11 protein-coding genes are annotated in these 12,661 nt (G+C 42.0%); 7 read left to right on the top strand and 4 right to left on the bottom strand.

Going from position 1 to position 12,661, the window contains the following annotated elements; genetic code table 11:
• Positions 1-65: 65 nt before the first annotated feature.
• Both AXW61_RS09540 and AXW61_RS09535 read right to left on the bottom strand, forming a co-directional pair.
• Positions 66-1,343 carry a carbohydrate porin gene (locus AXW61_RS09540; RefSeq protein ID WP_062034133.1) on the bottom strand — a complete coding sequence of 426 codons (1,278 nt, stop codon included), beginning with the start codon at positions 1,341-1,343 and terminating at the stop codon, positions 66-68.
• A 119-nt stretch (positions 1,344-1,462) separates the two neighbouring features.
• On the bottom strand, positions 1,463-2,581 hold the full coding sequence (locus AXW61_RS09535; protein WP_062034132.1) for a CaiB/BaiF CoA-transferase family protein: 1,119 nt from the start codon (positions 2,579-2,581) through the stop codon (positions 1,463-1,465).
• A gap of 209 nt (positions 2,582-2,790) precedes the next feature.
• Between AXW61_RS09535 and AXW61_RS09530 the strand changes: the two genes are divergently transcribed.
• From AXW61_RS09530 to AXW61_RS09515, 4 genes are all read left to right on the top strand, one after another.
• Positions 2,791-3,801, top strand: coding sequence for an AraC family transcriptional regulator (locus AXW61_RS09530; protein ID WP_004695134.1), 1,011 nt, complete (start codon positions 2,791-2,793; stop codon positions 3,799-3,801).
• A 191-nt stretch (positions 3,802-3,992) separates the two neighbouring features.
• The gene (locus AXW61_RS09525; protein ID WP_062034131.1) at positions 3,993-5,198 is read left to right on the top strand and encodes an acetyl-CoA C-acetyltransferase; all 1,206 of its coding nucleotides are present in this window, start codon (positions 3,993-3,995) and stop codon (positions 5,196-5,198) included.
• A 283-nt stretch (positions 5,199-5,481) separates the two neighbouring features.
• Entirely contained in the window at positions 5,482-7,614 is a 2,133-nt protein-coding gene (locus AXW61_RS09520) for a 3-hydroxyacyl-CoA dehydrogenase NAD-binding domain-containing protein (protein ID WP_062034130.1), read from the top strand.
• A gap of 188 nt (positions 7,615-7,802) precedes the next feature.
• Positions 7,803-8,144 carry a hypothetical protein gene (locus AXW61_RS09515; RefSeq protein WP_005400239.1) on the top strand — a complete coding sequence of 114 codons (342 nt, stop codon included), beginning with the start codon at positions 7,803-7,805 and terminating at the stop codon, positions 8,142-8,144.
• A gap of 32 nt (positions 8,145-8,176) precedes the next feature.
• On the opposite strand, the gene AXW61_RS09510 is transcribed toward AXW61_RS09515, so the two are convergent.
• Positions 8,177-8,611 (bottom strand): GNAT family N-acetyltransferase, encoded by a 435-nt coding sequence (locus AXW61_RS09510; protein WP_062034129.1) that lies wholly within the window; start codon positions 8,609-8,611, stop codon positions 8,177-8,179.
• 59 nt (positions 8,612-8,670) lie between these two features.
• On the bottom strand, positions 8,671-9,885 hold the full coding sequence (locus tag AXW61_RS09505) for an SAM-dependent methyltransferase (RefSeq protein ID WP_062034128.1): 1,215 nt from the start codon (positions 9,883-9,885) through the stop codon (positions 8,671-8,673).
• A gap of 106 nt (positions 9,886-9,991) precedes the next feature.
• Here AXW61_RS09505 and AXW61_RS09500 point away from each other — a divergent pair, with 106 nt between their 5' ends.
• From AXW61_RS09500 to AXW61_RS09490, 3 genes are all read left to right on the top strand, one after another.
• Positions 9,992-10,633, top strand: a complete 642-nt coding sequence (locus tag AXW61_RS09500; RefSeq protein WP_062034127.1) for a hemolysin III family protein — start codon at positions 9,992-9,994, stop codon at positions 10,631-10,633.
• A 143-nt stretch (positions 10,634-10,776) separates the two neighbouring features.
• The gene (locus tag AXW61_RS09495; protein ID WP_062034126.1) at positions 10,777-12,090 is read left to right on the top strand and encodes an MFS transporter; all 1,314 of its coding nucleotides are present in this window, start codon (positions 10,777-10,779) and stop codon (positions 12,088-12,090) included.
• A gap of 142 nt (positions 12,091-12,232) precedes the next feature.
• Positions 12,233-12,655, top strand: coding sequence for a hypothetical protein (locus tag AXW61_RS09490; protein ID WP_062034125.1), 423 nt, complete (start codon positions 12,233-12,235; stop codon positions 12,653-12,655).
• Positions 12,656-12,661 lie beyond the last annotated feature (6 nt).

Here is a 12,661-nt window from a genome sequence, read left to right as displayed (position 1 = left end):
ATGCTTTGAACAACCGTTAAAAGTATTTATCAACCTTGCTGGACAAATACTTATCGATCTAGAAACTAAAATGCGGTCTGGAATTTAATTCCGCCGACCCATGCATTTTCACCATTTTTATACGCGCCTACATGGCGGATATATTGGATATTGGGACGAATGGTCAACCAGTTAGCTGCATGAATACCGTAGTAAATCTCGGCATCATATTCTTCACTTTGTAAGCCACGGGCGTCGACACTGTTATTGGTAATATTCGCGTCATTGACATCATCATTGATATTAATACGGGCTAGGCCAATCGCGATTTCGTCTTGAGGGCGAGCATCAAAAGCACCTTTATAGACCAAACCAATGTTCTGCATATCGCGAACCGTATTGGTATCTGAATCATGTAGTGTGAGATTCACAAAACCTGTTAAACCACGCGCAGCATCACCGTGATGTGCTGTGAGTTGCTGCTTGGCAACAACCCAGCCGCCTTGTTTATGTGAGGTTTGCTGTGGGTTTTGAATATCTGTGGCATCTGCAGAACTGTAGTAATAACCCGCACGATATTCGCCAGGTAATTTTTCACCCCCTAACTGAGGAGACCACACCACTTCAACAGGAATAATGGCACCCTGCGAACCGTCGGTACTTAAGTTCCAGCCTTTGCCACGTTCTAAGTTTTCAGGGTTATATTCATACACGCCGACTTGTGCATACAGGTCTGGCCGAAGGTTATATTTGACTCGCGCAGCCCATTGGCTGACAGGCCAGTTATACCACTGGTCACCGACCCAGTTACCAACTTGAGAGCCACAGAGCGCAAGGTTTTGGAAATCACAGTCGAAACTATTGAAGTCTTCACCTTCACCAAAACGACCGACTTTGATATCTAACTTTTGATCCATGAACTTTTTCTTAATCCACAAATCGGTTAAACGCCACGTCTGTCCACGTCCCCACACTTCTTGAGTGGAACTTAAATGCCCATCTAAAGCATCGGATGTTTGAGAAAGTGAACGCCCATTGCGTTGGGTAATGGTGATTTGGGCCTCAGTATCTTGCCAGCCCAAAATCTTGTCTAAATCGAAGTGCGTACCAAATGCAAACTGGTCTGCATATTCGGTACCATGACTTGAAGAATGTGAGGCATCGAGCAACGTTGCCATTTCACCCGTATAGCCAAAGCTAAAGTCGTAGCCTTTTTGTTGCAATGCACTGCGCTGACCATTCCAGTCACCCAGCATCCAAGGGCTTTCTGCCTCAAAGGCATTTGCAGCATACACACTTTGAAAGCAGCAACTGAGCGCTAAGAGACTGAGGTTAAAACACCAACTTCTTTTACATTTATTCATAATTGGTGACCTTTCTTACAAAATTACAACTAATCGATATGATACGCTTTATTTGTATAAAAACCCATTTTATGACGTTTTGTTGTTTTAAATTTATACAAATTATCGTTATATGATATTTACAAGGAATCAAAACCAAGTGGTTTGCCTATAAATTCATATCTTATTTTTGAACGTGAAAACTTAATTGGACAAGCTAATTGTTGTTCGCTTTTTGTACTCCCCTCTTGTAAAGGTACAGAAACCACCCACGCACGATCTTTAGCCAACTGCGAATCGAGTGCTTCATCCAACTTTAATACAGGCTCAACGCAGACATCTTGCTGCTGAAAAATTGCGTTCCACGTGGCAAAATCTTGAGTTTTAATTTTGTCTTTTATTGCTTGTTTCACCACCTGACGGTCTTCGGTTGCCAGTGAGGCTCCTTTTTCAGCCACAATCGGTAAGTCTAAAATCTGGGCCAACCCATGTAAAAACTGTGGCTCTAAACTCCCAATCGATAAATAACGCCCATCTTGCGTTTCATAATAGTCATAAAAAGTCGCACCATTGAGATAGCTTTGCTCAGGCCCTTGTTTTTCCTGTCCTGCTAAGCTCGCAGCTGCGGCCATGCTACTGAGCCCTACCACACAGTCGGTCATAGAAATATCAATATACTGCCCCAAACCACTCCGCTGCCTTTCAATTACTGCCGCTAAAATTCCAATCACGCTATGCAAAGAGCCTCCAGCAATATCCGCAATTTGAATCCCCATTGGTGGTGGTCCACTGTGCTGTCGCCCGCTATGTCCCGCGATCCCTGACAAAGCCACATAGTTGATATCGTGTCCTGCTTTATTTTGATACCCCCCTGTTTGCCCATAACCCGTAATGGAACAATAGATCAAGCGTGGATTAATTTCAGATAAGGTCTGATAGTCGAGTCCCAATCTTTGCATCACACCTGGACGGAATTGTTCAATCACAATGTCATAGTCTGAAATTTTCGATTTGATCAGTTCAATATTGGCAGGATCTTTCAAATCCAATGCCACTGCATGCTTATTTCGGTTGAGATAACTATGTGCAGTGGCCTGTCCATTGGCATAAGGTGGCATTAAACGGATCAGATCAGGACGGGTTGGAGACTCGATATGGATCACTTCTGCACCTAGGTCTGCTAAGTACATTGTTGCAAAAGGTCCGGGCAAAAGTGTAGAAAAATCGAGAACTTTCAATCCTTTCAATGCCATATCCATGTTTATTTTCTCTTTTTATGTTGATTTTTTAGCTATTTTAGAAATATAAAAGCAACAAAACAATGTCATGTTCAGCCATTTACCTTGATCATTTCGGCAATTTAACATGTAAAAAGGCAAAAAACTTTAGTGTAAATTGCCTAAAATACTTTTTTTAGCGTCATTTAGGTCAAACGCAAGTGAATATAAAAGAGACTGAAGGATTAAATATGAGCCGTGATACCATTAGTATCCATTTTGTCAATGCGGCTTTAACTGGCGTAAAACGTCTCGGCATGGATGTCGAAACATTACTTTCTCACGTAGGGATTGAGGCAGAACTGCTGCGTCAACCTAAAGCCCGTATTTCTCCAGAACAATATACTCGCTTCGTTAAAATGTTATGGATGGTGACCCAAGACGAACATGTTGGCTTCGATAAGCAACCACGTCGTTTAGGTACGTTTGCCATCATGTGTCAGCTGATTATTCATGCCAAAACCTTAGGTGATGCTTTAGAACTGTCTTCACAGTTTTATAAATTGTTTGGTGATGAGTGGTCGGTGACCTTAGAACGCGACAAGCACGAAGCTCGTCTTGTTCCTCAGATTCCGAAATCGATGGATCCAGATCACTTCATTACCGAAAGTATGCTGATGATTTGGCACGGTCTCGCGTCTTGGTTGATTGAACGTCGTTTACCACTAGAACGTGTACACTTTGGTTATGAACGTCCGACTCATGCAGATGAGTACGATGCCCTGTTCTTCGCACCTGTGATGCAGTTCGACATGCCGCGTACCGAAATCACTTTTGCCGCGGATTATTTGGACTTACCAATTCGTCAAAATGAAGAAACCTTAGAAGAGTTCTTAAAAGCCGCTCCGGCACAGTTGCTGGTGAAATTTAAAAACACCAACTCACTCACTTCACGTATTCGTGATGTATTGAAGAGTCAAATTGGTGAGGAAATGCCAACTCTGAATGATGTGGCTTCTATGCTGTATTTATCTCCACAAACGCTGCGTCGCCGCTTAGCTGCTGAAGGTAAAAGTTACCAAGGCGTGAAAGATGCATTACGTCGTGATGCCGCAATCCACCTACTATTGAACCCAGGTTTGACTTTAGAAGATGTGGCACAACAAGTGGGCTTTAGTGAAACCAGTACCTTCCACCGTGCCTTTAAAAAATGGACTGGAGTTACACCCGGTTTATATCGCCAACTACACGGCTATCACTAATTTTCTAGTTTAACGACGGTTCGGCACATTGCTAAACCCAAGATTTCGATCTTGGGTTTTTTTATGCTCAACTCTTCAGTCTATTGGCAAAAAGACTCATCTGACCTGACCCGTTCTAGTCATTGCAACACAGTCATTAATTTGTACACTCGAAATACATAACAACTTAAAAGTCATAAAAAGGAACAGCTATGAGCGAGGCTTATATTATTGACGCCATTCGCACTCCACGCGGAAAAGGAAAGAAAGATGGTTCATTGCATGAAGTAAAGCCGATTACTTTACTGACAACATTATTGAATGAACTCAAAGATCGTCATCACTTAGATACGTCTAAAGTAGACGATATTGTCTTGGGGTGTGTCACGCCTATTGCAGACCAAGGTGGTGATATTGCTAAAACTGCGGCAATCGCAGCGGGTTGGGACAACGATGTTGCAGGTGTGCAAATTAACCGTTTTTGTGCATCAGGTTTAGAAGCGGTCAACATGGCTGCGCAAAAAGTACGTTCAGGTTGGGAAGACGTTGTTGTTGCAGGTGGTGTTGAGTCGATGTCCCGTATTGCAATGGGTTCAGATGGTGGCCCGTGGGCATTAGACCCTGAAACCAATTTAAAATCACACTTTGTTCCGCAAGGCATTGGTGCGGATTTAATCGCAACCTTGGATGGTTATACGCGTTCAGATGTCGACGCATTTGCTGCAAATTCGCAACGTAAAGCGGCAGCAGCACAAGCTGTGGGTTATTTCAATCAATCAGTGGTTGCGATCAAAGACAAAGCAGGCGTGACCATTTTAGATCAAGATGAATTTATTAAACCAACCACAACAGCAGAAGGTTTGGCAAAACTCAATCCAAGTTTTGAAATGATGGGTGCAATGGGTTTTGATGCAATTGCATTACAACAATATCCGGAAGCGCAAAAAATTAATCATGTGCATCATGCAGGAAACTCATCGGGTATCGTCGATGGTGCAGCGCTTGTATTACTTGCTTCTGAAAAAGCAGTCAAAGAACAAGGTTTAAAACCACGTGCCAAAGTATTGGCAACGGCTTTGGTCGGTTCTGATCCAACCATTATGCTAACTGGGCCTGCGCCTGCTGCGCGTAAAGCGTTGGAAAAAGCTGGTTTAACGATTGACGATATTGATCTATTTGAAGTCAATGAAGCCTTTGCATCTGTGGTAATGCGCTTTATGACCGAATTAAAAGTGCCTGCTGAGAAAGTCAATGTGAATGGTGGTGCAATTGCAATGGGGCATCCATTGGGTGCAACAGGTGCGATGATTCTTGGAACTTTACTGGATGAATTAGAGCGTCAGGGCAAAAAGCGTGGCTTGGCAACATTATGTGTGGGTGGTGGCATGGGTATTGCGACCATTATTGAGTTGGTATAACCACCTAAATTTTATTGAGCATTTGATACACAAATCAGTCATACGCAACCTACCCATTTTTTGAATCTAATGTTTTTGCAATCCTTTCGATAGGAATAGTCATTAAAACAGGTTTTGCGTATGACAATGGTTTTGCCTACTTTTGCCGAAACAAAAGTAGGTCGAACCGAAGGTTAAACCCGAAATTAAAATAAATTTGGAATGACTCTGCGATGCTGAAAATTCATACAACTATGCAGAAGTACACATTTCAAGTTCAAAAAATCATTTGGATAAAAACTTTATGAGCGCAATTCAATATTTAAAAAATGACGATGGCATTGTTATTCTGACTTTAGATTCTCCGAATCAATCAGCAAATACTATGAATGCAGATTTTCGTGTAGCTTTGGAAAATATTGTTTCTAAACTGAAATCTGAAACTTCTATAACAGGGATTATTTTTCGTTCAGCGAAAAAAACTTTCTTTGCAGGCGGCGATTTGGATGAGTTGATTCAAGCTCGTTTGGAAGATGCCACTCCATTTTTTGAAATGATTCAGAAAATGAAAGCAGAGTTTCGCTATATCGAAACTTTAGGTGTTCCTGTCGTTGCAGCATTGAATGGTACAGCTTTAGGTGGTGGTTGGGAAATCGCTTTAGGTTGTCATGCACGTATTGCATTGAATGATCCTAAAACGAAGTTTGGTTTGCCTGAAGTGACTTTAGGTCTACTGCCGGGTGGTGGTGGTATCGTGCGTATGGTACGGCTTTTAGGATTACAAAATGCTTTTCCATTCTTAATGGAAGGTAAGCAGTTTGGTGTAGATAAAGCAAAATCTCTTGGTTTAATTCAAGATACTGCGAAAACACCTGAAGAGTTGATGGACAAAGCGATTGCTTGGGTAAAAGAACATCCAAAGTCGCAACAACCGTTTGATGTAAAAGGTTATAAAATTCCGGGTGGTGATCCTAAAACACCTGCGGTTGCGCAAATGCTGGCGATTGCTCCAGCGATGCTCCGTGATAAAACTAAAGGTTGCTATCCTGCACCTGAAGCAATCATGGCGGCTGCAGTTGAAGGTGCGCAAGTCGATGTTGATACAGCGCTGACTATTGAATCACGTTATTTTACCTATCTTGCCACAGGTCAAGTTTCAAAAAACATGATCGGTACTTTTTGGCATGGAATGAATGCAATTAAAGCAGGTGCGAGTCGTCCTAAAGACGTTGCAAAATGGCAAGCAAGTAAAGTCGGTGTACTTGGCGCAGGTATGATGGGGGCAGGTATTGCTTACTCTACAGCAATCAAAGGGGTTCCCGTTGTATTGAAAGATGTTTCTGTAGAAAATGCAGAAAAAGGTAAAGCCTATAGCCAAAAATTACTAGATAAAAAAGTAGCGCAAGGTCGTATGACGGCTGAAAAACGTGATCAGGTTTTAAGTTTAATTACTGCTACAGCATCTGCGGAAGATTTAAAAGGCTGTGATTTAATTATCGAAGCGGTATTTGAAAATCAAGAACTCAAAGCGAAAGTTACTCAAGAAGCCGAAGCATTCCTTGCAGAAGGTGGTGTGATGGCTTCAAATACTTCGACATTACCGATTACTGGTTTGGCAAACGCATCGAAGGATCAAGCAAATTTCATTGGTCTGCATTTCTTTAGCCCAGTCGATAAAATGCAATTGGTTGAAATCATTAAAGGTAAAAACACCTCTACTGAAACTTTGGCAAAAGCATATGATTATGTACAGCAAATTGGCAAAATCCCGATTGTTGTCAATGATAGTCGTGGCTTCTTCACCAGTCGTGTATTTGGTACTTTTGTTCAAGAAGGTCTGCGTTTACTGCATGAAGGTGTACATCCAGCTCGTATTGAAATGGCAGCACTCAAAGCAGGTATGCCTGTTGGCCCATTGGCTATTCAAGATGAAGTTGCATTAACACTTTCTGAACATGTTGCCAATGAAACGCGTAAGGCGCTTCAGGCTGAAGGTAAAGATTTACCTCGTTCAGGTGCAGATGATGTGATTCAAACCATGATTCATACTTTCGACCGTAAAGGTAAAGCTGCTGGTGCAGGTTTCTATGATTATCCAGAAGGTGGGAGAAAGCATCTTTGGGAAGGTTTGAGCCATTGGAAGAAAGATGTAGATATTTCTGAACAAGAAATGATAGACCGCTTCCTGTTTGTACAATCGCTAGATACCTTACGTTGTTATGAAGAAAATGTTCTTGAATCTGTGATTGACGCCAATATCGGTTCGATCTTTGGGATTGGTTTTACGCCGTGGACAGGGGGTGCAATTCAGTTTTTAAATCAATATGGTTTAGACCAAGCTGTACAACGTGCCAGTCAACTTGAAGCGAAGTATGGTGAGCGTTTCAAAGCACCACAACGTCTGGTTGAATCGGTGCCATCGGGTCAGATTCGCTAAAACTTCCACCTTAAAAAAGGGATCGGCAGATCCCTTTTTTATGTTCTCAGCACACAACAAAATTAACCTGCTGATTCAGCATCTAATTTTGACTTATTTTAGTGCATTCTTTTCAAGCCCGATGCAGTTTTTTGTGTTATAAAGTTACATAGTTTTAGATTTATTTTTATTCAATTGGGCTGTTGCACATGACTGACAATACTTCTCCTGAAAAATCACCATGGGGTTGGAAAGCACTGATTATTGCTTTCATTTTAAGTGGAATTTTCTTAGGTATCTTCTACCTTGCGATCACCAATGAGCCTGACTATATGCCAAGTCAGCAAACGCAGCAAAACTCTCAGCAACATGCTTTTAAAAATGCGCCTGCAATGTCTGAAGAAGCGATGGCCAAAGCACAAGCGGATAAAGATGCGCGCGAAGCAAGAGCTCAAGCAGCTTCTGAAGATACCACAGAACATGCAACCGCTGATGAGCACGACATGAGTGCCGATGAACATGCGAAAATGTCAACTGAACATGGTCACTAATATGCTGTGACTAATAAAAAAGCCCTGAAAGATCAGGGCTTTTTTATGGATGATAAACGCATATGGATATGCGGAATGCCACAATCCAAATACTCCTCACCCTCTTGCATAAAGCCCAAAGCCTGATAAAACGCTTGCGCATGCACTTGAGAGGACAAGACTAAAAATGGACGCTGTTGCTGTTGGGCATATGCAATCACCGCCTGCATCAGGACTTTGCCCACGCCCAAACCACGATGGGACTTCAAAACTGCAACACGACCAATACTATGATTTTGCAAAAGTCGTGCGGTGGCGATGGCTTGATCTTGCTCATAAACCACAAAATGAACTGCGATTTCATCTTGCTCATCCCATTCATCTTCAGCAGCAATGTTTTGCTCTTGAATAAAGACCTGCTCACGAATCATTTTCGCAGCCTGTTGCAACTCTTCCCATGCTCCATGCGTAATCTTCAAGCTTGGCATTTTCATTTCTCTATAAATCATCTCTGTATTGGTCATTGCACTAAAAAGTGATGTTCAGATCAGCATTTACAGCCTACATCCTGCTGATCCCATTGATTATTCAATAGCAATTCCAGTGAGTGTTTTTGAATACTATACATCTCTTTCAAGGCTTGAATTTGTGCCAAGACTGCAACATCGGGCGCTTGATAATCCTTACGCTTGGTTGCCAAAATCATTTTATTCTTGCTGGTATGCTCAAGTGCTACAAACTCAAACACTTTGGTTTCATAGCCATAGGCTTTGAGTAATAAGGCACGAATAGTATCGGTCAGCATTTCAGCTTGCTGTCCTGCATGAATGCCAAACTGCAACATCGGTTGCAACACGAGCGGAGCTTTCAGCTGTGGGCGCAATTCTTTATGACAACACGGCGCACACATGATCATTTCAGCATTTAAACGAATGCCGGTATGAATCGCAAAGTCCGTCGCGACATCACATGCATGCAGCGCAATCATCACATCGAGGCGTTCAGGTTGGTACGTCCGAACATCACCCTGAAAAAAATCAAGTTGCTGGAAATCCGACTTGTTCGCAACCTCCTGACAGAACTCCACCATCTTGCTGTTTAGCTCAACCCCAGTCACAAAAGGGTTCAGATCTTGCTTCAGCAAATAATCATATAAAGCAAAAGTTAAATAGCCTTTTCCTGAGCCAAAATCGACCACGCGCAGTTGTTCAGGCAGTTGAATATGACTTAGTGCCCCTGAGAAAATTTCGACAAACTTATTAATCTGCTTCCACTTACGCGCCATACTGGGAATGATGTGCGCTTTTGCATCGGTAATACCAAGCGGCTGTAAGAAATAACTGTCTTGATCGACAAAACGCTGTTTGACACGGTCATGACCTTTCTGCTCAACAGCTTTGGTTACCGTTTTATTTTTACTTTGCGTCAGTATGGCTTTCTTCTTGTTCTTCTTCAGTTGCCACTCTTGTTCAGTTGTCAGCAGATTGGCTTGTTTACACTGCGCCAAAAGTGCAGTTACCGTATCAAGTGCTGTGTCTAATGAATAATTTTTGGTGACATCTTGGGTTTTATGGCGATATAAACAGCTCAATACAGGCTGTCCTTGCAACATGACGACTCGAAAAGTCATCTTCTCGAGTTGCTCCAGTTCACCCTGATATTGACTCAGAATCATCCGATCAAAACTTTGAGATTCAAGCGCTTGCTGGAAGGCTTGAAGGAATTGCTGCTCTTGCGCAGAGGACGATACCGAAACGGTCATAATAGAAACCAAAAAAAGAATTGCGATTAAATTTTAAAGCGTCTTACGCTAAATGCAAATTTGAATTACGATACAGTTGTATATTTTATAAAAATGCACATGACTTATGAGCGCTCACCCTGTTGTAAACTACGATCCTGTTGAAGAAAGAATCAATTTTATTAGCCATGCTATTGGAGCAGGTCTTGCACTCATAGCGGGTATTTTATTGATTATCAAAGGGTCTTACTTAGAAACAGCGCAGTGGATGGGGCTGTGGGTCTATGCTTTGAGCCTATTTTTATTATTTGCCGCATCAAGCTTGTATCATTTTGCGGAATCTCCAGAGCGTCGCGGCTGGTATAAAAAATTAGATCACACTGCTATTTATTATCTGATTGCGGGAACCTACACTCCATTTTTGTCTATCGCACTGCCCACGCAAAAAGCCCATTACCTACTCATTGCACTTTGGGTGATTGCACTCATTGGTACACTATTCAAGTTAGTTTTCATTCATCGCTTTGAAAAAATTTCACTGATTGCTTATCTGCTTATGGGTTGGCTGGCTGTACTGGTAATGGATGATATGCAACGCTTTTTATCTAAACCAGCTTTGACTTTTTTAATCATTGGTGGACTTTCCTATACCATCGGTGCATTGTTTTATGCGCTAAAAAAGGTAAGATATACGCACGCTATCTGGCATATTTTTGTATTGATTGGTGCAGGATCACATTTCCTGTCCATCTATCTTTACGTGATATAACCCGCGCACACTACATTTTTTAGTAACCCTAATTCCGTAGTCTGCCCGAGGAACATTCGTATTTTTTTAAAAAATTACGCCTTTTTTAAAAAGATGACGCTTTTAAAACTCAGTTCGACTATTTTTTAAGTGTAAGGTCTACCATGGCGTCATTAAATACTGCTGTTGCTGAACAGCAGCCTGTAAACTCAAAATTCCGCGTACTTACAGCCAGTCTGGTAGGTACAACTATCGAATTCTTCGATTTTTATATTTATGCCACTGCGGCTGTCATTATTTTTCCGTACCTGTTCTTTCCAGTAAGTACCGATCCAATGACTGCGACCATTCAGTCTTTGGCAACCTTCGCGATTGCCTTTATTGCACGCCCGATTGGCGCTGCACTCTTTGGACATTTAGGTGATCGTATCGGCCGAAAGGCGACCTTGGTTGCAGCTTTGCTGACCATGGGACTTTCAACTGTGTGTATAGGCTTATTACCCACCTATGCACAAATTGGAATTGCCGCGCCATTACTACTTGCACTGTGTCGTTTAGGTCAAGGACTCGGCTTAGGTGGTGAATGGTCGGGTGCGGTATTGCTTGCCACAGAAAATGCACCTGAAGGTAAACGTGCTTGGTATGGTATGTTCCCCCAACTGGGCGCGCCGATTGGCTTTATCTTAGCAACTGGTTCATTCTTAACGCTGGGTCATTTTATGACTGAAGAAGCGTTCATGACTTGGGGCTGGCGTATTCCCTTTATCTCAAGTGCATTATTGGTAATTGTAGGTCTCTGGATTCGTTTACAACTCCATGAAACTCCTGCGTTCCAGAAAGTTTTAGACAAGCAAAAAGAAGTTAACATTCCATTTAAAGAAGTGATCACCAAGCACTGGGGCATGTTAATTTTAGGTACCATTGCAGCCATTTGTACCTTTGTGGTGTTCTACCTCACGACAGTATTTGCTTTACAATGGGGTACCAAACAGCTGGGTTACACCCGTGAACAGTTCTTACAACTTCAACTGGTCGCAACCCTCTGCTTTGCTGCATTCATCCCCTTGTCGGCGGTTTTTGCGGAAAAATTTGGTCGTAAAACCACCTCTATTGCAGTCTGTATTGCTGCGGCGTTATTTGGTTTAGTATTCTCAAGCATGTTGGAATCAGGCAATACCCTTGTTGTGTTCTTGTTCCTGTGTATTGGTTTATCCATCATGGGTTTAACCTATGGACCAATTGGTACTGTGCTCTCTGAAATTTTTCCAATATCCGTTCGTTATACAGGTTCAGCGCTAACCTTTAACCTTGCGGGGATCTTTGGAGCATCATTTGCACCTCTCATTGCCACCAAGCTTGCAACCACCTATGGTTTACACGCAGTAGGTTACTACCTCACGGCGGCATCGCTTCTGTCATTATGTGCGTTCTTAATGATCCGTGAAACCAAAAATGATGATGTCAATAATCAAATTTAACCCTGAATTTGATGTCTAAAAACCAGCACAATGATGCTGGTTTTTTTATACCAATGCTTTAACAAACGCTACAAAAACCATATTTAAAATCTGTCGTTTTACTTCAAAAATAGAGAAAGATACAGATGAATAGGACCGAAAAATGGATGAAAAAATACAACAACTCACCAATGAACAACTCCTTGATGTCATCGTATTAGTTGAAGAAAATAAAATTATTCAAGCCATTCAATACATCGCCACACATACCGCTTTTCAATACGATGATGCACAAGAGATCGTGACTGAACTCACAAAGCGGCATGATGCTGCACTAAAAAACATGTATCGCCATAAACGACATCAACAACAACGCATATCAACCGCTGAATTAAGACACCACAGCACCTTTGTGTCTGAAGGACGGAGCTTTACACAACAACAGCCACAAAGCCCGCATAGCACAGCAGTAAATAACCTCGATGCAATACAAGACCTACAAGCGCTCCATACAAAAAACCACAACCTTTGGATCGTCTTGGCTGTGGTCATTTTGGTTTTAAGCTTTATTTTTTATTGGTTCTAAACCCAA

The organism is Acinetobacter sp. BMW17 (assembly GCF_001592855.1).
In the GTDB taxonomy this organism is placed as follows: Bacteria; Pseudomonadota; Gammaproteobacteria; order Pseudomonadales; family Moraxellaceae; genus Acinetobacter; species Acinetobacter johnsonii.
This window is presented reverse-complemented; position numbering and strand designations above follow the sequence as displayed.